This window comes from Pseudomonas sp. S04 (genome assembly GCF_009834545.1).
GTDB lineage: Bacteria > Pseudomonadota > Gammaproteobacteria > Pseudomonadales > Pseudomonadaceae > Aquipseudomonas.
On the sequence record NZ_CP019427.1, the window covers coordinates 458,995 to 483,597 of the forward strand.

General features: G+C 61.4%; 18 protein-coding genes. 7 read left to right on the forward strand and 11 right to left on the reverse strand.

What is annotated here, in order from left to right:
* Positions 1–7: 7 nt before the first annotated feature.
* Genes PspS04_RS01985 through PspS04_RS01995 form a run of 3 tightly spaced genes read right to left on the reverse strand, consistent with a single transcriptional unit; the run spans position 8 to position 1,753 of the window.
* The gene (locus PspS04_RS01985; RefSeq protein ID WP_095167183.1) at positions 8–268 is read right to left on the reverse strand and encodes a phosphopantetheine-binding protein; all 261 of its coding nucleotides are present in this window, start codon (positions 266–268) and stop codon (positions 8–10) included.
* A complete protein-coding gene (locus PspS04_RS01990) occupies positions 249–1,058 on the reverse strand; it encodes a lysophospholipid acyltransferase family protein (RefSeq protein ID WP_159993320.1) in 810 nt (269 codons plus the stop codon). The genes PspS04_RS01985 and PspS04_RS01990 overlap by 20 nt, the downstream gene beginning before the upstream one ends.
* Positions 1,034–1,753 (reverse strand): beta-ketoacyl synthase chain length factor, encoded by a 720-nt coding sequence (locus PspS04_RS01995; RefSeq protein WP_095167179.1) that lies wholly within the window; start codon positions 1,751–1,753, stop codon positions 1,034–1,036. Before PspS04_RS01995 ends, PspS04_RS01990 begins: the two co-directional genes overlap by 25 nt.
* Before the next feature lie 355 nt (positions 1,754–2,108).
* Between PspS04_RS01995 and PspS04_RS02000 the strand changes: the two genes are divergently transcribed.
* Entirely contained in the window at positions 2,109–2,879 is a 771-nt protein-coding gene (locus PspS04_RS02000; protein ID WP_159993322.1) for a ParA family protein, read from the forward strand.
* A 14-nt stretch (positions 2,880–2,893) separates the two neighbouring features.
* Here PspS04_RS02000 and trxC read toward each other — a convergent pair whose 3' ends face one another.
* Complete coding sequence (gene trxC / locus PspS04_RS02005; protein ID WP_159993324.1) at positions 2,894–3,328, reverse strand: thioredoxin TrxC; 435 nt, start codon at positions 3,326–3,328, stop codon at positions 2,894–2,896.
* 194 nt (positions 3,329–3,522) lie between these two features.
* Between trxC and PspS04_RS02010 the strand changes: the two genes are divergently transcribed.
* Together PspS04_RS02010 and PspS04_RS02015 are read left to right on the forward strand one after the other, a co-directional pair.
* On the forward strand, positions 3,523–3,819 hold the full coding sequence (locus tag PspS04_RS02010) for a type II toxin-antitoxin system HigB family toxin (protein ID WP_159993326.1): 297 nt from the start codon (positions 3,523–3,525) through the stop codon (positions 3,817–3,819).
* A complete protein-coding gene (locus PspS04_RS02015; RefSeq protein ID WP_103397313.1) occupies positions 3,816–4,217 on the forward strand; it encodes a helix-turn-helix domain-containing protein in 402 nt (133 codons plus the stop codon). Before PspS04_RS02010 ends, PspS04_RS02015 begins: the two co-directional genes overlap by 4 nt.
* Positions 4,218–4,223: 6 nt before the next feature.
* Here the strand turns inward: PspS04_RS02015 and selO are convergent, their stop codons facing one another.
* Genes selO through PspS04_RS02030 form a run of 3 tightly spaced genes read right to left on the reverse strand, consistent with a single transcriptional unit; the run spans position 4,224 to position 10,863 of the window.
* A complete protein-coding gene (gene selO, locus PspS04_RS02020) occupies positions 4,224–5,687 on the reverse strand; it encodes a protein adenylyltransferase SelO (protein ID WP_159993328.1) in 1,464 nt (487 codons plus the stop codon).
* A gap of 48 nt (positions 5,688–5,735) precedes the next feature.
* Positions 5,736–9,086 (reverse strand): mechanosensitive channel MscK, encoded by a 3,351-nt coding sequence (gene mscK / locus PspS04_RS02025; RefSeq protein WP_159993330.1) that lies wholly within the window; start codon positions 9,084–9,086, stop codon positions 5,736–5,738.
* Positions 9,087–9,120: 34 nt separating this feature from the next.
* Positions 9,121–10,863 carry a potassium/proton antiporter gene (locus tag PspS04_RS02030; RefSeq protein WP_159993332.1) on the reverse strand — a complete coding sequence of 581 codons (1,743 nt, stop codon included), beginning with the start codon at positions 10,861–10,863 and terminating at the stop codon, positions 9,121–9,123.
* Between the two features lie 318 nt (positions 10,864–11,181).
* Here PspS04_RS02030 and PspS04_RS02035 point away from each other — a divergent pair, with 318 nt between their 5' ends.
* On the forward strand, positions 11,182–11,412 hold the full coding sequence (locus tag PspS04_RS02035) for a hypothetical protein (RefSeq protein ID WP_095167165.1): 231 nt from the start codon (positions 11,182–11,184) through the stop codon (positions 11,410–11,412).
* The gene (locus PspS04_RS02040; RefSeq protein ID WP_095167163.1) at positions 11,409–11,711 is read left to right on the forward strand and encodes a cell division protein ZapA; all 303 of its coding nucleotides are present in this window, start codon (positions 11,409–11,411) and stop codon (positions 11,709–11,711) included. Before PspS04_RS02035 ends, PspS04_RS02040 begins: the two co-directional genes overlap by 4 nt.
* A gap of 141 nt (positions 11,712–11,852) precedes the next feature.
* Here PspS04_RS02040 and PspS04_RS02045 read toward each other — a convergent pair whose 3' ends face one another.
* Together PspS04_RS02045 and putA are read right to left on the reverse strand one after the other, a co-directional pair.
* Positions 11,853–13,655, reverse strand: coding sequence for an acyl-CoA dehydrogenase (locus tag PspS04_RS02045; protein WP_159993334.1), 1,803 nt, complete (start codon positions 13,653–13,655; stop codon positions 11,853–11,855).
* A 260-nt stretch (positions 13,656–13,915) separates the two neighbouring features.
* Positions 13,916–17,869, reverse strand: a complete 3,954-nt coding sequence (putA, locus tag PspS04_RS02050; protein ID WP_159993336.1) for a trifunctional transcriptional regulator/proline dehydrogenase/L-glutamate gamma-semialdehyde dehydrogenase — start codon at positions 17,867–17,869, stop codon at positions 13,916–13,918.
* Between the two features lie 459 nt (positions 17,870–18,328).
* Here putA and putP point away from each other — a divergent pair, with 459 nt between their 5' ends.
* Both putP and PspS04_RS02060 read left to right on the forward strand, forming a co-directional pair.
* Positions 18,329–19,813 (forward strand): sodium/proline symporter PutP, encoded by a 1,485-nt coding sequence (putP, locus tag PspS04_RS02055; protein WP_095167159.1) that lies wholly within the window; start codon positions 18,329–18,331, stop codon positions 19,811–19,813.
* Between the two features lie 186 nt (positions 19,814–19,999).
* Positions 20,000–20,839 carry a 23S rRNA (adenine(2030)-N(6))-methyltransferase RlmJ gene (locus tag PspS04_RS02060; protein ID WP_159993338.1) on the forward strand — a complete coding sequence of 280 codons (840 nt, stop codon included), beginning with the start codon at positions 20,000–20,002 and terminating at the stop codon, positions 20,837–20,839.
* Between the two features lie 134 nt (positions 20,840–20,973).
* On the opposite strand, the gene msrA is transcribed toward PspS04_RS02060, so the two are convergent.
* Together msrA and PspS04_RS02070 are read right to left on the reverse strand one after the other, a co-directional pair.
* Complete coding sequence (gene msrA / locus PspS04_RS02065; protein ID WP_159993340.1) at positions 20,974–21,624, reverse strand: peptide-methionine (S)-S-oxide reductase MsrA; 651 nt, start codon at positions 21,622–21,624, stop codon at positions 20,974–20,976.
* A 113-nt stretch (positions 21,625–21,737) separates the two neighbouring features.
* Complete coding sequence (locus PspS04_RS02070) at positions 21,738–24,431, reverse strand: sensor domain-containing phosphodiesterase (RefSeq protein WP_159993342.1); 2,694 nt, start codon at positions 24,429–24,431, stop codon at positions 21,738–21,740.
* Positions 24,432–24,603 lie beyond the last annotated feature (172 nt).

Here is a 24,603-nt window from a genome sequence, read left to right on the forward strand (position 1 = left end):
TCCGGTCTCAAGCTGCCTGTTTTGCCGTGACGAACGCCGCAAGGCTCGCCACATTGATGAAGTGGTTGCGGGTGTCCTTGGCGTCGGCATCGATCTTGATGCCGTACTTTTTCTGGATCGCCAGGCCCAGCTCCAGGGCATCCACGGAGTCCAGGCCCAGGCCTTCGCCGAAGAGCGTCTGCTCATCGCCAATGTCATCGACACCGATATCCTCCAGGCCCAGGGAATCGATGATCAGCAGTTTTATCTCACGGTGCAGTTCGCTCATCTTCGGCGAGCTCCTTAATATAGTAATGATGCAAGTAGTCGTTGAGCTTGCGCGAGGCCTGCGGCGCAGGCCCCATCGCGGCGAAGGCTTGTGGGTCTATATCGGCCCCTACGCGGAAACTGAAGTGCACGCGGCGCTTGGGGATCCGGTACCAGGGTTCGGCTTTGGTCAGGGTGGTCGGGCTGACCTTGATTATCACCGGGGTGAGGATGCTCGCACCCCGCAGGGCAATGGCCGCCCCTCCACGATGGAAGGCCGGTGGCTGGCCGGGCTGGGTGCGTGTGCCTTCCGGGAAGATAATCAGGGTTTGCCCGCTCCTGAGCGCGTCGGCGGCGGCATCGAGCATGTCCATGCTGCCGTCGTTGCTGATGTATTCAGTGCAGCGTAGCGGACTGCGGGTAAAGGGGTTCTCCCAAAGGCTTTGCTTGACCACGCAATTGGCGTGGCGCACCAGGCCGATCAGAAACACCACGTCGATCAGCGACGGGTGATTGGCCATGATCATCTGTCCCGGACGGCCGAGGCGTTCTGCGCCCTGGATGTCGTAGGTCAGCACGCCGGTACGGGCCATGAACCGCACAAACAGCCAGAATAGCCGGCTGACCGTCGCGCGTGCCCGCCGCCTGTGGGTCGGGGCATCTGCGGGCAAGCAACCGAGTACCGGAAAAACCACCAGCCGCAGGCACAGCCCACCCAACCCGAACAGGGCAAAGCTGGCAGCCGTCGCCAGCAGGCGCCAGTAGTAGGCGTCGCGGTTTTTTTCGGTCACGGATTGCGTTGCCAGGTCCATACACGATTTTTCCAGGCATGTTGGCAAGAAGTCTCCTGGCCGAGGAGCACAGGTAACAGATTCAGCGCGTGGGGCCAGTGGGCTTTGGACAACGGATCCGCTGCGCTGTTCAGGGACAGCTGCCAGTCTTTACCGGGGGTCAGCAGCAAGCCGACGGCGTAGGGGAACGGCACGTCGTCGATCCACGGTGAGTAGGCCTGGGGGGGCTGATCTTCGGTCACCACCAGCAGCACTGCCGGTGCACCTTCGTCGAGCAGGGCTGCGGCTTCCAGCACGCCATGTTCGAGGCCGTCACCGGCGGCGGCCAGGGCGGTCATTTCGCTGGTTTCCCCGCGCATGATCGACCACAGTCCGATGATCGCATTGTGCACTGACAGGCTGAACTGGGTAGGCGACAGCGGCTGCTCGGTCGCCAGGTCGCTGAGGATCTCGAAGGTGCGCGGGGTTTCACCATGACGGGACACGAACACCAATGGCAGGTGCTCGCGACCTTCGGCCAGCGGCCAGCCGACGCTGAAGGCCATGCGGGCCAGGCGGCTCAGGCGGCGGCGCTGCATGGCTGGAAGAAAGGATACGTCGGGAGCCTCATCGCTGGCCGGGAGTACCACCGGTTGGCGGCTCCAGGCTTGCCAGTCGTCCACGCTTACGAGCCCAGGGGCCCAGGCGCGCCATTGGGCGATGCTGAATGTGATCACTGAATTCTTCCCGCCCCTGCGGGCTTCCTTGACGCGGTAAGTCGTTTCGATCGGCGACAGACCTGGCGTGGCACAGAGGCCGAGTGTCGCGCATTATCCCGGTGCTGTTGGCTTGTAGCAAATGCTGGTTACATTTTGTTCAGTAGATGATGGGCGTTCTCAAGTAATCGGCGGCGGGGTAATTCTGCGGGTTTCGCCGGGAAAATCTGCCAGCCACTTCTTCAGTCATTGGAAGATCGCGCTGGTTAACTCGAAGAGATTGCAGCTGACTCTGTAGTCTGTTTGCCGCCAAGGTAGCTAAGCGGCATCGAGGCCTACTACACTCGGTCATTCTTTGATACACGGAGGTTTTGCAATGCGGCGCGTGGTGTTCAATCAGAAAGGTGGCGTGGGCAAATCCAGTATTGCCTGCAATCTGGCGGCGGTCAGCGCCAGCGAGGGCTATCGCACCCTGCTGGTGGATCTCGATGCCCAGGCCAATTCCACTCAATACCTCACCGGGCTGACCGGCAATGACATTCCGATGGGGATTGCCGACTTCTTCAAGCAGACCCTGTCGTCCGGGCCGTTCTCGAAGAAGAACCGGGTGGATATCTATGAAACCCCGTTCGACAACCTGCACGTGATCACCGCCACGGCTGAACTGGCCGACCTGCAGCCCAAGCTTGAGGCGAAGCACAAGATCAACAAGCTGCGCAAATTGCTCGACGAACTGGCCGAAGACTACGACAGGATCTACCTCGACACCCCGCCAGCCCTGAACTTTTATGCGGTTTCAGCGTTGATCGCCGCCGATCGCGTGTTGATTCCCTTTGATTGCGACAGTTTTTCCCGTCAGGCGCTGTACGGCCTGCTGGCGGAGATCGAAGAATTGAAGGAAGACCACAACGAAGGCCTGGAGGTCGAAGGCATCGTGGTCAACCAATTCCAGGCGCGGGCCAGCCTGCCACAGCAGATGCTCGATGAGTTGATTGCCGAAGGCCTGCCCGTGTTGCCGGTGTACCTGGGCAGTTCGGTGCGCATGCGTGAGTCGCACCAGGCCAACATGCCGCTGATCCACCTCGACCCGCGGCATAAACTGACCCAACAGTTCGTCGACCTGCACAATCTGTTGGAACACTCCTGACCTTCACGCGCGCATCAGATGCCCTGTGCGCGTAGCCAGCCAAGCAATTGCGGTAATGCCATGGCCCCGCTCTGGCGCGCCACTTCCCGGCCGTTCTTGAACAGGATCAGGCTGGGAATCGAGCGAATCGCCAACTGAGCCGACAATTGCTGATTGGCCTCGCTGTCCAGCTTGGCCAGGCGGCATTTGCCCGCCAGTTGCCCGGCCGCCTGCTCGAACACCGGTGCAAACGATTTGCATGGCCCGCACCAGTCCGCCCACACATCCACCAGCAGCGCCAGATCGCCCTTGATCTGGCTGGCGTAGTCGCCTTGCTTCAATTCAAACGGCTTGTTCAGCAGGACTTCGGCCTTGCAGCGCCCGCATTTCGGATGGTCGTTGAGGCGCTCGGCGGGAATGCGGTTGAGGCCGTTGCAGTGGGGGCAGGGGATGAGGAGTGGGTCGGTCATGAGTGATATCCAATGGGAAGCTGATATCACCTAGTTGGAGACGTTTGCTCATGTTTTCAATCGCGCAGTGATCAGCGTTAAAACTAGGCTGAGTCGTACCGAGCCAGACCGCTGGTCTACTTCGGATTATCGCAACTTGCGATATCTTTTATCTGTGATTAACTCCCCATAGCAAAATGCGATAAGGATGTTGCATGCATGTTCTCACCGAAAAAAGAGTACGTGAAGCCAAGGTCAGATGGCCAATGGCAGCCAATGCGCTGGACCATTGGTATCAATTAGCCAAAGGAAGCAAACCGTCGGATTTTGCGGCGATGAGAGCCACATTCCCTGCTGTCGACAAGGTAGGTGAGCTTCATGTTTTCGATATCGGTGGCAACAAGCTGCGGTTGATAGCTTTTGTCAGATATCGATCGCAAAAGCTTTATATCAAGCATGTGCGGGATCATCGCGAATATGACCGCGGCAAGTGGAAGGAGGAAAAAGCATGAGTGTACTGATCAAAAAAGCTGCCGAGCATTGGGAGTTTGTCTCACCGCTGCTTCGAAAACCGAAAAGTGAAGATGACTATGACCTGCTGGCGCATGCGCTGGACGAGTTGCTCGAGATGACGGGCGATGATGAGTCCCACCCGCTGATGAGCCTGGTGGATATCATTGGTGACTGGATTGAGGAGTGGGACCATAAGCATCACCCGATGCCCAAGCCTAGCGGGGTCGAGATTCTTGGCTACTTGATGCGTGAACACGGCCTCAGCCAGAGCGACCTGCCTGGCGTCGGCCCTCAGTCGGTCGTGTCCGAAATCCTGAGTGGCAAGCGCCAGCTCAACCTGCGCCAAGTCCGCTGGTTGGCCGAGCGCTTTAGCGTGTCGGTTGAAGTCTTTATCTGACTCACCTCACGACGAACAACTGATCTCCAGATGCTTGCCCCATTCCGGCGGGCGTTCAGCGTAGCTGTCCATTCCCGGTTGTTGCTCGAACGGCTTGCTCAGCACCGCGTGCAGGCGGCGGACTTCGCAATAGTCGCCATTTTCTGCCGCATCGATGGCTTTTTGCGCCAGATAGTTGCGCAGGATGTACAGCGGGTTGACCGCGTGCATCCGTGTGCGGCGCTGTTCCTGGTCAACCAGCCCTTCACGGGCCACCCGGTCCTTGTAGCGCTCGCCCCACGCATCAAAACCCTGGATGTCGACAAAGTCATCGCGCAAGCGGGCTAGGGCCTGCTCGGGTGCCTGATCGCCGAGGCGGCGGAAAAACAGGCTGTAGTCGACGGCACTGTTTTGCATTAACTGCAGTAGCTGCTCGACCAGGGCCTGGTCACTGTCTTCGCCGGTGGTCAGGCCCAGGCGTCGGCGCATCAGGTCCAGGTAATGGGCCTGGAACAGCGGCAAGTACAGGCTCAGGGCCTCGCGCAGGGCTTCGACACTGATGAATGGCGTCAGGGCCTGCGCCAGGGCGCTGAGGTTCCACTGGCCGATCGGTACCTGATTGCTGAACGAGTAGCGGCCCTGGTCATCGGAGTGGTTGCAGATGAAGTGGGCATCGAAATCGTCGAGAAAGGCGAATGGCCCGAAGTCGAAGGTGATGCCCAGGATCGACATGTTGTCGGTGTTCATCACCCCGTGGCAGAACCCATAGGCCTGCCACTTGGCAATCAGCTCGGCGTTGCGCTCGACGATTTCGCGGAACATCGCCAGGTAAGGCTCCGGCTGTTCCAGGCACTCGGGGAAGTGCTGCGCCAGGACGTGTTCGCCGAGGGCCTTCTGTTGCTCGGGACGTTTGGTGTAGTAGAAGTATTCAAAGTGGCCGAAACGCACGTGGCTCGGCGCCAGGCGCAGGACCATCGCCGCCCGTTCCTGTTTCTCTCGCCACACCGGTGTGCTGGAGCCGATCACACACAGCGCGCGGCTGCTTGGGATGCCCAGCGCGTGCAGCGCTTCCGAGGCGAGGAACTCGCGGATCGAGGAGCGCAGCACGGCGCGGCCATCGCCCATGCGTGAGTAGGGCGTCTGCCCGGCCCCCTTGAGGTGCAGGTCCCAATGCTCGCCGGCCTGGTTGTAGACCTCGCCCAGCAATAGCCCGCGGCCATCGCCCAGTTGCGGGTTGTAGGAACCGAACTGATGCCCGGAGTAGACCATTGCCCGGGGTTCGGCTTCTGCCCACAGTTTATGACCGCCGAACAGCTCGGCGAACACCGGGGTCTCGGCCACCGCCGGGTCGAGGTCCAACAGGGCCATGGCGGCGGGGCTGGCCACGACCAGGCGCGGCTCGCTGATGGGCTCGGGTAGGACATGGGTTGAGAACGCGTCGCCCAGGCGAGCGAAGCGGTTGTCGAAGGTCAGTTCGTCGAGGGCTTTCAACGGCCATCTCCAGCAGAATGTCCGAGCATTCTGCTGGGGATTGTCCGGTTAGTCGAGTTTCGGCGCGGGTGGTTGTTGCTCGCCAGAGAGGTCCTTTGCCGCAACGATGGTTTTCGCTTCCGGTTCGATCGGCACCATCTTGTATTCCTGGCCGTGGAGGTTCTTCAGGTACACCTCCATCTGCCGGAACGAGATGTTGATGTGCTGCTTCTTGAACTCGCGGTTGATGAACCGGTTGATCTCGTCGAGGACCGGGTTGCGGTCACCCAGGTCACGCACGTGCACGCGCAGTTCGTGATCCAGGGTGCTTTCGCCGAAGTTCAGGAAGTACACGTGGGGCTCCGGCTCCTTGAGCACCCGCGGATTGTCGCGGGCGGCCTTGAGCAGCAGCTCCTTGACCAGGTCCAGGTCCGAGCCATAGTCCACGCCAAGCTTGAGCGTCACACGGGTGATGGTGTCGGTCAGCGACCAGTTGATCAGTTGCCCGGTGATGAACGTCTTGTTCGGGACGATGATGTCCTTGCGGTCGAAGTCGGTGATGGTGGTTGCGCGGATGCGGATTTTGCTCACCGTGCCCGACAGGTTGCCGATGGTGATGGTGTCGCCGATCCGTACCGGACGCTCGAACAAAATCATGATCCCGGAGATGAAGTTGGCGAAGATTTCCTGCATGCCGAAACCCAGGCCGACCGAGAGCGCCGCCACCAGCCATTGCAGCTTGTCCCAACTGACCCCGAGGGTCGACAGGGTGGTCACGAAACCGATGCCGGCGATCACGTAGGTCAGCAAGGTGGTGGTGGCGTAGGCGCTGCCCTGGGCCAGGTCAAGCTTGGACAGCACCAGCACTTCCAGCAGGCCGGGCAGGTTGCGCGCCAGGGCCATGGTGATGCCGATGATGATCAGGGCGCCGAGCATGTCGCCGATGCTGATCGGCACCATGCTCATGTTGGCGCCGGTGCCGCTGGTGTATTCGTAGAGGGTGATGTTGTCCAGGTACGAGAACACCGTGATCAGGTCGGCCCAGACCCAGTACAGGGCGGCAATGAAGCCACCCAGCAGGGCCAGGCGGATCAGGCGCAGGGATTGCTCGTTGACCTTCTCGATGTCCAGCGTCGGCTCTTCGACCACCACTTCGCCATCGCCGGCTTCCTTGGCCGCCAGGCGCTTGGTCAGCGCCCGCTGGTAGGCCAGGCGCCGAGCCGCCACGGACAGGCCACGCACGAAGGTGGCCTCGATCACCAGCCAGAACATCAACAGGTACAGGGTGTTGATCAACCGGTCGCTGAGCTTCAGGGCGGTGTAGAAGTAGCCAAAGCACACGGCAATGAACAGCGCCACGGGCAGCGCGGTGAACATCACCCCGACCGCCTTGCGAAACAGCGAGGCGTTGTTGTGGGTCGGGCTATGCAGCAACAGGCGACTGAGCAGCCAGGCCATCAGGGCGTAGCAGGTCAGCACCACGCCGATGCCCAGCACATCATCGGCCAGTGCCGCCGGTTGCAACTCGGCCACCGCTACCACGGCGACCAGCGCGATCACCACCACGCCCAGGCGCCGGATCCAGCCGCGAAGGAACTCGACCTGGGGTTTTTCCCAGCGGAAGTGCAACTGCGCCACGCCGCCGGGAGCCAGGATCCGGTAGGCGGTGTAGAACACCAGCCAGGCCTGGGACACTTGCAGCAGGGCCGCACCGAGGTTGGTGTTTTGCCCGCGGGCGTCGATCTGCAAGGCGTAGCCACACAGCGCCAGTGCCAGGGAAACCGGCATCGCCAGCAGCACATTGATCAGAATTGCCTGGGGCGTGTGCCATTGACTGTCGCGCTTGAAGTGCCCGATATCCTGGTGGACCTTGTTCAGGCGGCCATACAGGTACTTGCGGCGCCACAGTAGAAAGCCGATCAGCAGCGCCAGCGGGGTGAACAGCAGCGGTCGCTGGATCAGGCCGTCACTCAGCTCGGTCAGGGTCGAGGTCCAGGGCAGGGTGTTGATCTGCTTTTCCAGGCGCGTCGGCACGGCCCGCAGCCATTCCAGGTCCAGCGGCTTGTTGCTGGGGATCCAGAACATCTGTTCGTCGAGGGTCGAGCGCAGGTTCTGGGCGGTGGTCAGCAGTTGCTTCTGGTTCAACTGCAGGGTGATGGATTCGTTGAGCAGGGCGCTCAGCTCACGGTTCAGGCGCTCCAGCAGGTCGACCCGGGTCAGTGCCAGCTCCAGCAGGTTCTTGCGCAGTTGCGGGGTGACCTGGTCCGGCGGTTGGGCTGCCAGCAAGTTATCCACATAGGCTGTGGGATTGCTGATCAGCTCGCGTTGCTGATTGACTTCGAATTGGTACAGGCGGATGTCGGCAATCTGGTCGGCCAGGTCGCGGTCCAGGCGCAAGCGGGGCAGGGCCTGCTTTTGCTTGTAGAGGATCTTCGACAGCAGCAGGCTGCCCTTGAGGACGCTGATCTGTTCATCCAGCGCCGCGTCGCTCTGGGTCACGGTGTCGAGCTGCTGTTTGGTTTGCAGGTTCTGCTGGGTCAGTTCGTTGAGGCGGTCGGTGCTTTTGAGCAGGTAGTCGGAGAGCTTCAGGTTGGCCGCGCTTTCGGTGGCGAGCAGGCTGCTGCCGCCGGCTTTCTGGGCTTCGATCGACTGCTGGGTAACCGTCTCCTGGGACTGTGCCAGGCGTTTCTGGTTGATCAGGGTCTGCAGGTCCTGGATCTCCCGCTCCATACGCATAGTGCGTTCGGTCAGCAGGTCGTGCTGGCTGTTGCCCAGGTCCTGTAGCTGGCTGTTGCCGGCCAGTTCCTGGCGGCGCAGCGGGATCAGCGCATTCAGGGCGGCGAGCTCGGCGTTGAGCAGATCGCGTTGCTCGTTGGAGAGAGTCTTGCCGTTGTCCTTGCCGGTCTTGAGGATGTTGTTGATCTGCAGGATGCGGGTCTGGCTGCTGCTGATTTCGGCCTGGGCGCGCTCGGGGCGGGTCTGGGCCGTGATGATCAGGCTATTGGCATCGGCCAGGGCCTTTTGCAGGTCGCTTTGCTGGGTACTGCGCTCGGTGAGCATCTGTTCGAGCTGCGGCACGCTCAGGTTGGCGTAGCGCTGGGCAACCGGGATCACCTTGGTCGCCTCGAGACGGTCCAGTTCGCGCTGGTTCTCGATGTTCTGCTTGGGCGCGGTGCTCAGCTGTTGCTTGAGGTCGTTGAGGCGCTTGTCGTAATCGGCCTTGTTCGACAGCTGGGTCAGGGTCTGTTGCAGTACCGCTTGCAGGGCTTTTTGATCGGCCTCGGGCAGTTTGCGTTCGGCGATCTTGTCCAGGCTCTTCTGCACGGTGTCAGCGGAAGGTGGTTCGGCCGCCTGCAGGGTGCCGACGGAAAGACTCAGCCCCAACAGGGCTACAGCTAAAAATGTGCGCAGGGTTGGCATAGAGACCGATCGAAAACGTGGCGGAAAAAGGAGTTTAGAGGAACAAGCCGGGGCCCGGGCGACTTCCTTCGGGGAATCTGACGCCCACTTTGGCAATCTTGTTCCCGTCCATGACCGCAACCGTCCAGATGGTGTTGTTCCATTCCACCTGGTCACCTACCACCGGAGCGCCGCCGACTTTCTGGGTAATGAAGCGGCCCAGCGGCATGTCCGGATCGACCCCTTCGAGTTGCAGCCCGTACAGCGCGGAAACCGCGCCCAGCTGGGCGTCGCCTTCGAGAACGAAGTCGCCGAAAAAACGCAGGTCGAGGCCCCGTTGCGGGGCCTGGCTGAACAGTTTTCCGAGGGCCGGGAGGTTGTGTTCATGGCCGATCACGCAGAGCAAATCATCGACTTCGAGCACCGTACTACCCGACGGATGGAGCAGTTGCTGGCCGCGAAACAGGGCAGCGATGCGGGTGCCTTCGGGCATTTTCAGCTCGCGCAGGGCTGCGCCGATGCACCACTTTTCCGCGCCGAGACGGTAAACGAACAGTTCCCACTCGCTGGTCACGTGCACTTCCAGGGCTGCGCGGGAGATCGGCGCGGGCTCCGGCGGCACCGTCACCTTCAGCAGCTTGGCCACCCACGGCAGGCTCGTGCCCTGGACCAGCAGCGACACCAGCACGATGAAGAACGCCAGGTTGAAGTACAGCTGGGCGTTGGGCAGCCCGGCCATCAGCGGGAACACCGCGAGAATGATCGGTACCGCGCCGCGCAGGCCGACCCAGGAAATGAACACCTTTTCCCGCCCATGGAAGGCCTTGAACGGCAGCAGGCCGACCATCACCGACAGCGGCCGGGCAAACAGGATCATCCACAGGGCCAGGCCAAGGGCCGGCAGGGCGATCGGCAGCAGGTCGTGGGGCGTTACCAGCAGGCCCAACACCAGGAACATGCCGATTTGCGCCAGCCATGCCATGCCGTCGAGCATGTGCAAAATGCCGTGGCGGCTGCGCACCGGGCGGTTGCCGATCACCAGGCCGCACAGGTACACCGCAAGGAAACCACTGCCGTGCAGGGCGTTGGTCAGGGCAAAGACCACCAGGCCACCGGCGATCACCAGGATCGGGTACAGGCCGGTGGCGAGGTTGATCCGGTTGACCATCTGCAGCATCAGCCAGCCACCGCCCAGGCCAATCAGGCCGCCGATGCCGAACTCGCGCAGCAGGTGAGTCAGCAGGCTCCAGTGCAGGCCGGTCTGGCCGCTGGCGAGCATGTCGATCAGGGTCACGGTGAGGAACACCGCCATCGGGTCGTTGCTGCCGGACTCGATTTCCAGGGTGGCCGTCACACGTTCGTTGAGGCCCTTGCCGCCGAGCAGGGAGAACACCGCCGCGGCATCGGTGGAGCCGACGATGGCGCCGATCAACAGGCCCTGGATCAGGTTCAGGTCGAACAGCCAGGCCGCGGCCATGCCGGTCAGCCCGGTGGTGATCAGCACCCCGACGGTGGCCAGCGACAACGCCGGCCATAACGCCACGCGAAAGCTCGAGACTCTGGTGCGCAAGCCGCCATCGAGCAGGATCACGGCCAGGGCCAGGTTGCCGACCAGGTACGCGGTGGGGTAGTTATCGAAAATGATGCCGCCACCGTCAACGCCGGCGGTCATGCCCACGGCCAGGATGATCACCAGAATCGGGATGCCCAGACGGGAGGAAAGTGAACTTACTAGAATGCTCGCACCTACCAGCAACGCGCCGATCAAGAACAGGCTGTTGATGGTCGTCGCATTCAAAGGCAGTACTCCGGAAAGCTGAAAGGCGGGCGCGAACTGACCATGCAGTCTGCGTGCCAGCGATTCTAACCTGTTGAAATGTGATGCTGTCAAAAAGCTTTTAAGTGGCCTGTTTCACCCCCGTGTAATCAAGGGGGCGCGGGTAACAATTGCTTGCCCCTGACGAGTTGCAGGAACCAGATGGGCCAATCGCAGTCTTTAACATTCGCAGGAAAGATCGCCGCCAGGAAAATCAAGGCTCTGCGCCGCAATAACCCTGGCGCCTGTGGTGACTTTTCTTTATCGTACGCGCCCTTTGAAAATGCCCGGAATATCAAAATGTTGGAAGCAACCCTAAGCCAATTGGAACAACTGGTCAGCGAGCTGGTGCAACAGAACCAGGAACTGCTCGGCACTAACCAGACCCTGAGCGCCGAGCTGGCCCAGGCCAAGGACGAAAACGAAAGCCTGCAATTGAGCCTGATGGAACAGGAAGAAAAGCAGGGTGCCACCGTAGCCCGTATTCAAGCCCTGGTTGAGCGTGTGAGCGCAGGTCCTGTGAACGCATGAATCACGGTGCCGATGGGGTAAAAGTCGTTTCCATTCTTGGAGAAGACTATTCGATCAAGGCGCCGGCCGGGGAAGAGCAGATGCTGCTCGACGCCGCGCTCATGCTCAAGGCGGTGCTGGCTGAGACCAAGAAGAAATACCCGACCCTGATCGGGGACAAACTGCTGGTGCTGACGGCGATGAACCTGTGTTCAAAGCAGTTGGAAATGCAGAAACGTCACCAACAGGAACTCGACCGTTACCAAGAGCAAGTCAGCGCCACGGTCGAAGTGATTGCCAAGACCATCAGTCAGGTCTGACTGAAAATAGCGTCGGCCCAACTGACGCTATCGCGGGCAAGCCCCGCTCCCACTTATCTGTGAACAACACAGATCCTTGTGGGAGCGAGCTTGTTCCGGGCGGCGATCCGATGATTGGATTTCAGCACCGCAAGGCAGTGATCAAAACCACTCATCCTGCATGCCCAGGCACACGTCATCGCGCGCTTCAAGAATCGCCAGCTCATGGTGGCAACCCGGCACTTCCCAGGTCAGGAAGTAGCGCGCCGCCTGCAGCTTGCCTTTATAGAAACCGACGTCCGCGGCATTGCCCTTGGCCAACCCTTCTTCGGCGCGGATCGCCTGTTCCAGCCAGCGCCAGCCGATCACCGTGTGACCAAATACCTTCAGGTACAGCGCCGAGTTGGCCAGGCTGCTGTTGACCTTACCCTGAGCCAGATCGGTCAGCAGGCCGATGGTCACGGTTTGCAGGCGCGCCACCAGCTTTTCTAGTGGCTCACGTAATGGCGTCAGCGATTCATATGCCTGGGCACGTTCGGCGGTGTCGGCGATCAGGCGGATCAGTTGCTTGAGCCCCGCGCCGCCGTTCTGCGCGAGCTTGCGCCCCAGCAGGTCCAGCGACTGAATGCCGTGGGTGCCCTCGTGGATCGGGTTCAGGCGGTTGTCGCGGTAGTACTGCTCCACCGGGTACTCGCGGGTGTAGCCATGGCCGCCGAGGATCTGGATCGCCAGTTCGTTGGCCTTCAGGCAGAACTCCGATGGCCAGGATTTGACGATGGGCGTCAGCAGGTCCAGCAGTTCGTGCGCCTTTTTGCGCTCGGCTTCGGTCTCAAGCGTCGTGGTGTCATCGAACAATCGCGCTGCGTAGAGGCCGAGGTCGAATGCGCCTTCGACGTAGGCTTTCTGGGTCAGCAGCATGCGCTTGACGTCGGCGTGCTGGACGATCGAAACCGGGGCGGTATTCGGGTCCTTGCTGTCCGGCAGGCGACCTTGCGGGCGTTCGCGGGCGTATTCCAGGGAATACAGGTAGCCGGCATACCCCAGCATCACCGCGCCCATGCCGACGCCGATCCGCGCCTCGTTCATCATCTGGAACATGCAGCTCAGGCCTTGGTGCGGCTTGCCTACCAGATAGCCGACACACTCCCCGTTATCGCCGAAGTTCAACGCAGTCGAAGTGGTGCCGCGCCAGCCCATCTTGTGGAACAGGCCGGCCAGCAGCACGTCGTTGCGCTTACCGAGGCTGCCGTCATCGTTGACCAGGAACTTGGGGACGATGAACAGCGAAATCCCTTTCACGCCGGCCGGCGCGTCCGGCAGCTTAGCCAGCACCATGTGCACGATGTTTTCCGAGAGCGGATGATCGCCGCCGGAAATAAAGATCTTGTTGCCCTTGAGACGATAAGTACCGTCAGACGCCGGTTTGGCGCGGGTGCGGATGTCCGACAGCGACGAGCCGGCGTGGGGTTCGGTGAGGGCCATGGTGCCGAAAAACCGACCGTCGATCATTGGCTGCAGGAAACGTTGTTTCTGCTCGTCGGTGCCAAAGCTCTCGATCAGGTTGGCCGCGCCCATGGTCAGGAACGGGTAGGAAGTGGTTGCCGCGTTGGCTGCTTGAAAGTGGGCGAAACAGGCTTGCGACAGCAGGGTCGGCAACTGCATGCCACCGGCTTCGAAACTGCGGGCGGCGTTGAGAAAACCGGCTTCGAGGAAGGCATCCACGGCAGGTTTGACTTCCGGGATCAGGATCGCCTTGCCGTCTTCATAGCGCGGCTCGTTCTCGTCGCCCTTGCGGTTATGGGGCGCAAAGTACTTCTCGGCGATGCTGCGGGCGGTGCCAATGGCCGCGTCAAAGGTCTCGCGGTTGTGCTCGGCGAAACGCTCGCGCTGAGTCAAACCCTCGGCATCGAGGACTTCGTACAGCTCGAAAGCCAGATTGCGGGAACTGAGCAGCGTCTCGGACATGGCGGCCTACCTGTTTTGGAATGGGCCGAGTCTAGAGGCGGGAAGGGCGGGGTGAACAGGAAGATTGATGAGCGTGATGGTGGGCAAGAGCGGTGACTTAACATACTCACCACAAACCACTGTGGGAGCTGGCTTGCCAGCGATGGCGGCAGATCAGTCAACACTAATGGTGACTGACACATCGCTATCGCTGGCAAGCCAGCTCCCACAGGGATTGTTGCTTAACCGGGCATCTGTTGCAGGTGCCCGGCTTATCGGTTTTAGCCAATAGTCATCAAGCTGGCGTTACCGCCGGCCGCTGCGGTGTTGACGCTCAGCGCGCGCTCGATCACCAGGCGTTCCAGCGCAATGCCGGTTTCCCCCGGCGCCTGGCCGTGGACCCCGACGATGGCGCCGGCACGGGTTGCCACTTGCTGGCAGACCGCACGCAACTGGTCGGAGTGACCATGATGCAGCACGGCATCAATGACGACTTCGTCCTTGGTCCAGTCTGCAACCCGCTGGATGCGCGCCTGTACTTCTTTTGGCAGACGGGCCAGCAGTGCCTTGCTCAGCTCGTTCTCCGGCATCACTGCCGAGCCGCCCACGGCCAGGACCGCCGCCAGTTGCGTCAGTAGGTCGCTTTCGCTGTCCGCCAGGCACAGTACGTGTTCGCGCGGCAGGATCGCATAGCTGTTGCGCTCGCCGGTCGGGCCGGCCAGGACGCGGGTGATACCGCTTTGCGATTGCTCGGCGAACTTCACGCACAGGGCGCTGAGGTCGTTGAGCTTGTGGCTGTCGGCCCAGGCTTGCAGGGCGGTCAGTGGCTTGCGCATGGCATCACGCAGACGCACATCCGGCGCTGTCTCGGCATCGGCACGGGCGAAGGATTGCTCGATCGCGTCGCTTGGGCGAGTCGACAGCAGGCGGTACAGGTACAGCGGGCCACCGGCTTTCGGGCCAGTGCCCGACAGGCCTTCGCCGCCGAACGGTTGCACGCCGACCACGGCACCCACGATGTTGCGGTTGACGTAGACGTTACCGGCATTGACGTTGTCGATCACCTTGGCGATGGTCTCGTCGATGCGAGTGTGCACGCCCAGGGTCAGGCCGTAGCCGGAAGCGTTGATCTGCTCGATCAGCAGGTCGATGTCTTTGCGCTTGTAGCGCACCACGTGCAGTACCGGGCCGAAAATCTCGCGTTGCAGCTCGTCGAAGCTTTCCAGCTCGATCAGGGTCGGCATGATGAAGGTGCCGCGTTTGACTTCCTCGCCATCGGCGATTGCCACCTGGTACACGCTGCGACCTTTGTCGCGCATGCCCTGGATGTGCTTCTCGATGCCAGCCTTGGCTTCGGCGTCGATCACCGGGCCGATGTCCACGGACAGGCGCTCCGGATTGCCCAGGCGGCATTCAGCCATGGCGCCCTTGAGCATTTCGATCACGCGGTCTGCCGAATCTTCCTGCAGGCACAGCACGCGCAGTGCCGAGCAGCGCTGGCCGGCGCTGTCGAAGGCCGAGGAAACCACATCGATCACCACCTGTTCGGTGAGGGCCGAGGAGTCGACGATCATGGCGTTCTGGCCACCGGTTTCGGCGATCAGTGGAATCGGACGGCCCTGGGAGTCCAGGCGCCCGGCGATGTTGCGTTGCAGCAGGCGCGCGACTTCGGTGGAACCGGTGAACATCACGCCTTTGACGCGATCGTCGCCGACCAGGCCGGCACCGACGGTTTCACCACGGCCTGGCAGCAGTTGCAGGACGCCTTCAGGGATACCGGCTTCGAGCAGCAGGCGCACGGCTTGAGCGGCGATCAGCGGGGTCTGTTCCGCAGGCTTGGCCAGTACCGGGTTACCGGCGGCCAATGCAGCAGCCACTTGACCACTGAAGATTGCCAATGGGAAGTTCCACGGGCTGATGCACACCACCGGACCCAGTGGGCGGTGGGCGTCGTTGCTGAAATCGTTGCGTGCCTGCACCGCGTAGTAACGCAGGAAGTCCACGGCTTCGCGCACTTCGGCGATGGCGTTGGCGAAGGTCTTGCCGGCTTCGCGGGCCAGCAGGCCCATCAGCGGCTGGATCTCGCCCTCCATCAGGTCGGCGGCACGTTCCAGGATCGCCGCGCGCTCGGCGGGCGGGGTGGCCTGCCAGATCGGTGCGGCGTTGAGGGCGCACTGGATCGCGTTGTCGACGTCTTCGACGGTGGCTTCCTGGACGTGGCCGACCACGTCGCGATGATCCGACGGGTTGAGGACCGGTGCCGGGGTTTCGCTGCTGGAGGCACAACCGAGCATCGGCGCGGCTTTCCAGTTGTTATGGGCGCTCGACAACAGGGCGCAGGACAGCGACGCCAGGCGATGTTCGTTGGCCATGTCGATGCCGCTGGAGTTGGCGCGCTCGCTGCCATACAGATCACGCGGCAGCGGGATACGCGGGTGCGGCAAGCCGAAGCCGCCTTCCAGCGTCGCCATCTGCTCGATCTGGTTCACTGGATCGGCCACCAACTCCTGGATGGAGATCGACTGGTCGGCGATCCGGTTGACGAACGAAGTGTTCGCGCCGTTTTCCAGCAGGCGACGTACCAGGTACGCCAGCAGGGTTTCATGGGTGCCGACCGGTGCGTACACGCGGCACGGACGGTTCAGCTTGCCTTCGGAAACCTTGCCCACGACTTGTTCGTACAGTGGTTCACCCATGCCGTGCAGGCACTGGAACTCGTACTGGCCCGGGTAGTAGTTCTGACCGGCGATATGGTAGATGGCCGACAGCGTGTGGGCGTTGTGGGTCGCGAACTGCGGGTAGATGACTTCTGGTACCGACAGCAGTTTTCGCGCGCAAGCAATGTAGGAAACGTCGGTGTACACCTTGCGGGTGTAGACCGGATAGCCTTCCAGGCCTTCGACCTGGGCACGCTTGATCTCGCTGTCCCAGTACGCGCCTTTTACCAGGCGGATCATCAGGCGATGACGGCTGCGGCGAGCCAGGTCGATCACATAGTCGATCACGTACGGGCAACGCTTCTGGTAGGCCTGGATCACAAAACCGATGCCGTTCCAGCCAGTCAGTTGTGGTTCGAAGCACAGGCGCTCGAGCAGATCCAGCGACAGTTCCAGGCGGTCGGCTTCTTCGGCGTCGATGTTCAGGCCGATGTCGTATTGCTTGGCCAGCAAGGTCAGCGACAGCAGGCGCGGGTACAGCTCGTCCATCACGCGCTCGTACTGGGCGCGGCTGTAGCGTGGGTGCAGGGCCGACAGCTTGATGGAGATGCCCGGGCCTTCGTAAATACCGCGACCGTGGGACGCCTTGCCGATCGAGTGGATGGCTTGCTCGTAGGACGCCAGGTATTTCTGCGCGTCATGTTCGGTCAGCGCTGCTTCGCCGAGCATGTCGTAGGAGTAGCGGAAGCCCTTGGCTTCGAACTTGCTGGCGTTGGCCAGGGCTTCGGCGATGGTTTCGCCGGTCACGAACTGCTCGCCCATCAGGCGCATGGCCATGTCGACGCCCTTGCGGATCATCGGTTCGCCGCTTTTGCCGATGATGCGGCTCAGGGACGAAGTCAGGCCGGATTCGTTATGGGTGGAGACCAGTTTGCCGGTCAGCAGCAGGCCCCAGGTCGCAGCATTGACGAACAGCGACGGGCTGTTGCCCAGGTGCGGTTGCCAGTTGCCGGTGCTGATCTTGTCGCGGATCAGGGCGTCGCGGGTACCTTTGTCGGGAATCCGCAGCAGCGCTTCGGCCAGGCACATCAGGGCCACGCCTTCCTGGGACGACAGGGAGAATTCCTGCAGCAGACCCTGGACGATGCCTGCACGGCCGCCGGCGCTCTTCTGGTTACGCAGTTTTTCCGCAATCGAGGCGGCCAGCTTGTTGGTGGCATCGGCCATCGCTGCAGGCAGGCGGGCCTGTTCGAGCAGCATTGGCACCACTTCCGGCTCAGGGCGACGGTAGGCGGCGGTGATCGAGGCGCGCAGGACCGATTGCGGCAGGATGCTTTCCGCGAACTCAAGGAAGCACTGGTGCGCGTGGTCGACGTGCACGTCAGTGCTGTCATCGGCCTCGGCACGGGTCAAACCGTTGAGCTCGGTCAGGGTTGCACCACCCTCGAGTTTTTCCAGGTAATTGAAAATCGCCTGCTTGATCAGCCAGTGCGGCGTGCGATCAATCGAGGTCGCGGCGGCTTTGAGGCGCTCGCGGGTCGGGTCGTCGAGTTTGACCCCAAGGGTGGTGGTAGCCATATTTTTATCCTCATGTTTGCCACGACTGCGTGGCATCAGCTGGCGGCAAGATTAGCGGCGCACTGAGGGAGGTGCAACCTGGTGCAACCCTTTTTTGTCGGAATTATCGGCAGTTCGTCAGGAATTAAATTCAAGCAACAGCGTGTCGCCCCTGCTTGGTGCTTTTTCTCCCAGTCCGTTGAGTTTCTTGCTCCGAAAGGGAGCAAAAACTGTCCTTTAAAATAAATTTCCGACTGGGTGCAACTTATTCGGGCGAAACAGGTTGCACCTCATTTGCTTTGTTGAATAGCATTCGCGCCCAAGGTGCAACCATCCACGAGACGGTTCATCGGCTGATGGCTTTCCTGGGGAAACATCAGTCATAAATGCGCGGATTCTCCAATCGTCTTTCAAGCGTAATCGTTTGGTGGCGGTTCAACAGACCGCTGCTACATAAAAACAAAGCCAGGGCGTAACTCAATGAGTGCAAGCAATCCAACCCTGATCACGTTCGTGATCTACATCGCAGCAATGGTGCTGATCGGCTTCATGGCCTATCGCTCCACCAACAACCTTTCTGACTACATTCTCGGTGGCCGTAGCCTGGGCAGCGTCGTGACCGCGCTTTCCGCTGGCGCCTCGGACATGAGTGGCTGGTTGTTGATGGGCCTGCCAGGTGCCATCTATATGTCGGGCCTGTCGGAAAGCTGGATCGCCATCGGCCTGATCATCGGTGCCTACCTGAACTGGCTGTTCGTGGCCGGTCGCCTGCGGGTACAGACCGAGCACAACGGTGATGCACTGACGCTGCCGGACTACTTCTCCAGCCGCTTCGAAGACAAGAGCGGCCTGCTGCGCATCATTTCTGCCGTGGTGATCCTGGTGTTCTTCACCATCTACTGCGCTTCCGGCATTGTGGCTGGCGCCCGTCTGTTCGAAAGCACCTTCGGCATGTCCTACGAGACTGCGCTGTGGGCCGGTGCTGCGGCGACTATTGCCTACACCTTCGTCGGTGGTTTCCTGGCAGTCAGCTGGACCGACACCGTGCAAGCCACACTGATGATCTTCGCCCTGTTGCTGACGCCGATCATCGTGCTGCTGGCCACCGGTGGCGTCGACACCACCTTCCTGGCCATCGAAGCGCAAGATCCAAGCAACTTCGACATGCTGAAAAACACCACCTTCATCGGCATCATCTCGCTGATGGGCTGGGGCCTGGGCTACTTCGGCCAGCCGCACATCCTGGCGCGCTTCATGGCGGCGGATTCGGTGAAATCGATCGCCAAGGCGCGTCGCATCTCCATGACCTGGATGATCCTGTGCCTGGGCGGCACCGTGGCAGTGGGCTTCTTCGGTATCGCCTACTTCTCGGCGCACCCGGAAGTTGCCGGCCCTGTGACCGAGAACCACGAGCGTGTGTTCATCGAGCTGGCCAAGCTGCTGTTCAATCCGTGGATCGCTGGCGTGCTGCTGTCGGCCATTCTGGCGGCGGTAATGAGCACCCTGAGCTGCCAACTGCTGGTGTGCTCGAGTGCCCTGACCGAAGACTTCTACAAGTCCTTCCTGCGTAAGAACGCTTCCCAGGTCGAGCTGGTCTGGGTCGGCCGCGCCATGGTCCTGGCGGTTGCACTGGTGGCCATCGCGATGGCAGCCAACCCGGAAAACCGCGTACTGGGCCTGGTGAGCTACGCCTGGGCCGGCTTCGGTGCCGCCTTTGGTCCGGTTGTACTGATTTCGGTACTGTGGAAAGGCATGACCCGTAACGGCGCACTGGCCGGTATCGTGGTAGGTGCGGTGACTGTGATCGTCTGGAAGCATTTCGAACTGTTGGGTCTGTACGAAATCATCCCGGGCTTCATCTTCGCCAGCCTGGCAATCTTCCTGGTCAGCAAGATGGGCGAACCATCGGCCGGCATGCTGCAGCGCTTTGCCGCAGCAGAGAAAGATTTCCACCTGAACAAGTAATTGCCAGGGCCAATGCCCTGATCAATCGCTGATCAAAGAACGGCCCGCAGCCTGATGGATGCGGGCCGTTTTCGTTGGTGGACTTTGCTGAAACAGGCAACTGCAAAAGCGCAGGCCCGCTCAGCCGTGAACCCCTGACTTGCTGGCCGGTAAAAGGTAAACTTCGCCTCCTTCGCAGGAGCAGCCATGAATTATCGTCACGCCTTCCACGCCGGCAATCACGCCGACGTGTTCAAACACCTGACCTTGACCCGCCTCATCGCCCTGATGTCGCGCAAGGAGCAGCCGTTTGCCTATCTCGACACCCACGCCGGCATTGGTCTGTATGACTTGCAGGGCGACCAGGCCAGCCGGACCGGTGAGTACCTGGAGGGTATCGCGCGATTGTGGGGCGAGCCGGACCTGCCGGTGCTGACGGCCGACTACATGCAGGTGCTGCACGAGATGAACCCGGATGGCCAGTTGCGCTACTACCCTGGCTCGCCGGAGCTGGCGCGGCGCCTGACCCGCCCGCAGGATCGTGTCCTGCTCAACGAGAAGCACCCAGAAGACGGCTTGCTGCTCAAGGACAACATGAAGGGCGATCGCCGGGTCAAGGTGCACCTGGGCGAAGGCTGGCATGTGCCCCGGGCGATGCTGCCGGTGCCTGAGAAGCGTGGCTTGATGCTGATCGATCCGCCGTTCGAGAAGCTCGATGAGATGCAGCGCTGTGCCGCTTCGCTCAAAGAAGCGATTGGCCGCATGCGCCAAACCGTGGCGGCGATCTGGTACCCGGTGAAGGACCAGCGCATGTTGCGCCGCTTCTATCAGGACCTGGCCGGCAGCGGCGCGCCGAAGTTGCTGCGTGTGGAATTGCTGGTGCATCCGCTGGATACGCCGAACAGCCTGAACGGCTCCGGGCTGGCGATTGCCAATCCGCCGTGGGGGCTGGAAGAGGAATTGCGGGAGCTGCTGCCGTGGCTGGCGCAGAAGCTGGGCCAGACCCAGGGTGGGTGGCAGATGGATTGGTTGATTGCCGAGAGTTGATCAGCTGTTTTAGCGGCGTCTGATCGGACGCCATCGCGGGCAAGCGGAGCGCCGCCCGGCCCGCTCCCACAGGTTTTGTGGGAGCGGGCCGGGCGGCGCTCCGCTTGCCCGCGATGCTATTGACGATCTGCAAATCAGATCGGGCAGGTCACGCCTGTGCCGCCGATCCCGCAGTAGCCCTCAGGGTTCTTCGCCAGGTACTGCTGGTGATACGCCTCGGCGTAGTAGAAGGTCGGGGCCTGTTCGATTTCGGTGGTGATGGTGCCCAACCCCGCCTTGGTCAGCTGCGCCTGGAACGTCTGCTCGCTGGCCTTGGCTTCCTCCAGTTGTTCAGGTTTGACCGCGTAGATCACCGAACGGTACTGGGTACCGATGTCGTTGCCTTGGCGCATGCCTTGCGTCGGGTTGTGCAGCTCCCAGAACATCGCCAGCAATTGCTTGTAGCTGATCCGGTCCTGGTCATACACCACCAGCACCACTTCGGTGTGGCCGGTCAGGCCCGAGCAGACTTCCTCATAGGTCGGGTTGGGGGTGAAGCCGCCGGCATAACCCACCGCCGTGCTGACCACGCCTTCACGCTGCCAGAACTTGCGTTCCGCGCCCCAGAAGCAGCCCAGGCCGAAGATCGCGAACTCCACGTTGCCGATGAAGGGACCCAGCATGTACTGGTCCTTATTGACGAAGTGTTTCTCCGGTACGGTGATCGGGGATTCGCGGCCGGGCAGGGCTTGTTCTTTAGTTGGGAGCACGTTTTTGTTCACCAGAATTTCCGAGCGCAAGACCATGATCAGTCCTCTCAGTCAGAGTATGTAAGTAGTCAGACCGCCAGTGTGCCGAATAATCCCCGCGGGAGCGAGCACGCCGCAAGCGGGCGCTCGCTCCCGCAGGGATGACTCAGTCAGGCAATTGGGCCACGTGGGTAGCGTTTGAGCTTGTCGATCAGCTCGGCGCCGGGGATCGGCCGGTCGAACAGGTAGCCCTGGCCGACGTCGCAGCGATGGCGGCGCAGGAAGGCCAGTTGTTCGGCCGTCTCGATGCCTTCGGCCACCACTTTGAGCTTGAGATTATGGGCCATGGCGATCACGGCCGAGGTGATCTCCATGTCGTCCTGGTTGTCCGGGATCTCATGAATGAAGCTGCGATCGATCTTGATGATGTCGATCGGGAATTTCTTCAGGTAGCTGAGGGACGAATAACCGGTGCCGAAATCGTCCATGGCCAGGGTCAGGCCCAGGCGTTTGAGCTGGTCGAGCTGCAGGTGAGTGTCTTCGGTGGCTTCCAGCAACAGGCCTTCGGTCAGTTCAAGCTCCAGCAGGTGGGCGGGGAGCTTTTCTTCCTTGAGGATGTTGGCAATCGAGGACACCAGGTCCGGGTCGGAGAACTGCTTGGGTGACAGGTTGATCGCCACCTGCAGGTTGCCCAGCCCGGCAGCGCTCAGTTGGATGCTCATGCGGCAGGCCTGGCGGGCGATCCATTTGCCGATGGGGATGATCAGGCCGGTCTCTTCGGCGACGCTGATGAACTGGTCGGGGCGGATCATGCCTTTTTCCGGGTGGTTCCAGCGCAGCAGCGCTTCCATCCCCAGCAGGCGACCGGAGCGCAGGCACAGCTTGGGCTGGTAGAACACGTCCAGCTCGTTCTGGGTCAGGGCGCGGCGCAGGTTGTTCTCCACGAACAGCTTGTAGCTGGCCTCGGCGTTCAAGGCTTCGGTGAACACCTGGACCTGGTGTTTGCCATTGGCCTTGGCCTTGTGCAGGGCCAGCCCGGCGTTGCGCATCAGTGTTTGCGGGTCGCGCCCGTGCAGCGGCGCGCAGGCCACGCCGACGGAGGCGGTGACGCTGATCAACTGGTTATCGACGAACATCGGCTTGTCCAGCGTCATCAACAGCTGGCTGGCCATTTGCTGACCGATAGACAGGCTGGCGTCATCCAGCAGTACCGCAAATTCGTTGCTGGCAAAACGCGCGAGGCTGCCACTCGGGCTCAGGCTGTTGCGCAGGCGGCGGGCCAGGCTGATCAGCAGCTTGTCGCCGGTCTGGTGGCCGAGGCTGTCGTTGATCCGCTTGAAATTGTCGATGTCCACCAGCAGCAGGCAGATCGGGCTGTCGCTGTCGCGGGCAAAACGTTCGTCGAGGTTGCGGATAAACGCGGGGCGATTGCCCAGGTTGGTCAGGTTGTCGGTATAGGCCAGGCGCTCGATGCGCTGCTGGGCCAGCTTGGCCTGGGTGATGTCTTCGTAGATGCCGATGTAGTGGGTCAGCTCACGGTTGTCGCCATACACCTTGGAAATCGACAACTGGCCCCAGTAGGGCTCCAGGTTCTTGCGCCGGCTCTTGAACTCACCTTGCCAGCTGTTGCTCTTGGCCAGGCTCGAGGGCGCGTCGAACAGCAGTTCGCTGAGATTTTCCAGGGCCGGCAGTTCCGACAGGCGCTGGCCGTGGACTTCTTCGGTGCTGTATTGGGTGATCGCCGTGAAGCTGGGGTTGACGTACTCGACCACGCCGTCGCAATTGACCAGCAAAAAGGCGTTGGCACTTTGCTCGACCGCACGCTGGAACAGGTGCAGGGCGCTGGTGGCGGTGCGCCGGTTGTGGTTGTTGATGACCTGGGCAAACTGGTCGGCCAACTCGCCGGCGAAAGCGATTTCGTCCGACTGCCAGGCACGGGTCACGCCGGTCTGTTCCAGGCACAGGACGCCGACCACCTGGCCGTCCACGCGGATGCTGGCATCGAGCATGGCGTTGACGTCCCGTGGACGCAGGCTCTCGGCCATTTCCCGGGTGCGCGGGTCATGCATGGCGTTGTGGGCATCGATGGCCCGGCTCGAGTGCAGGGCTTCCAGGTAATCGGGGAAGCCGCTGGCGTCGATCACTTCGGGTAGCCGGTGTTCCTGCGAAGAGCGGTGGTAGGCGGAAATCGGCAGCAGTTGGCGATTTTCCAGGTTCCACAGGCTGGCGCTGTCGATCTGGTAGATATCGCAGGCACTGCGGGTAATCAGTTCGGCCGCTTCGCGCAACGAATTGCCGGAGCTGTAGCGCTGGCGCGTCAGCAGCAGGATCAGGTCTTGCTGGGCACGCATGCGCTCCAGGTGTTGCAGTTGTTCCTGCTGGGCGCGCTGGTTCAACTCCAGGGCAATCTGCAGGCGCGAATTCTGGGTTTCCAGGTCAAGCGCCGGCAGCAGGGGGTCGTCTTCGAACAGGCCGTCGACCACCAGCAGATAACCGCGCAGCAGGTGCCGATTGTGTTGTTTATAGGCTTCGCCCATTTCCAGCAGGCTCAGGGAGCCCTGGGCAGTGTGCAGGGTGTAGCGGATCAGGTAGTGCGGGCTTTGGCTCAGTTGCTGCTGGATCGTATCGTGCAACTGATAACGGGCTTCAGGCTCCATCAGGCTGGCGTAGGGCGAGCCGACCAGGGCGCAAAGCTCTACGGCGGGCAGGCCGAACTGGCGTTCGCAGTTGGGGTCGAGAAACAGCAGGGCCCAGCTTGCTTCATTCAGCCGCTCGAAACGCAGCATGCCGAGCCGCGAGGGCACAGGCAATTGCGTCACTACCTCGGCCACCATTCGGCTGGCGGCATCGGGATGGCTTTTCATGGAAGAAACTCGCTTCGAAAATGCTGAACGCGACGTGCTCACGCCCTCTGTGTAGCCAGCGGCAAGGTTGCATGATGCCGCCCTGGCTGACAATAGAGGATGAAGGCTTAGTGCTATAGGTGTTTATCGGCCGAAACACGGATTTCTGTAGGAAAACTGCGCGTAATTTGTG